Annotated in this window: 1 protein-coding gene; it reads right to left on the reverse strand. The window is 66.6% G+C overall.

Annotation, left to right across the window (positions count from 1 at the left end; all coding sequences use genetic code 11):
* Positions 1-500 (reverse strand): aminoacyl--tRNA ligase-related protein (locus ABD990_RS34245; protein WP_345384952.1); only part of this gene is annotated, 500 nt, incomplete at both ends.

The following is a 500-nucleotide window of genomic DNA, read 5'->3' on the forward strand; positions in this document are numbered from 1 at the left end:
ATTTCATTGAGTTCATGGTCGCCGCGCAGCAGCAGCAGCCAGATGTCGGCGCCTTTTTCGCCATCGGTGGCCAGCACGATCGACTTGATCGTGCGTTCCAGCGGCAGGCCCAGCAGTTTGGCCACGTCCTCGCACTTGGCGGCGCCCGGCGTGGGCACTTCCGCCATGGCCTGGGCGGGTTCGGCGCGGCTGGCGTACAGGCCGGGAGCCTCGGCCAGTTCGATGTTGGCGGCGTATTCCGAATCCGCGTTGTAGACCAGCAGGTCTTCGCCGGTCTCGGCGATGACCTGGAATTCATGGCTGCGGGTGCCCCCGATCGAGCCCGTATCGGCGGCCACGGCGCGGAATTCCAGGCCCAGGCGACCGAAAATGCGCATGTAGGCGGCGTACATGTTGTCGTAGCTGCGCTGGGCGCCGGCTTCGTCGCGGTCGAAGGAGTAGGCGTCCTTCATGGTGAATTCGCGGCCGCGCATCAGGCCGAAGCGCGGGCGGCGCTCGTC

Source organism: Pseudonocardia yuanmonensis (assembly GCF_039542425.1).
GTDB classification, from domain to species: Bacteria; Actinomycetota; Actinomycetes; order Mycobacteriales; family Pseudonocardiaceae; genus Pseudonocardia; species Pseudonocardia yuanmonensis.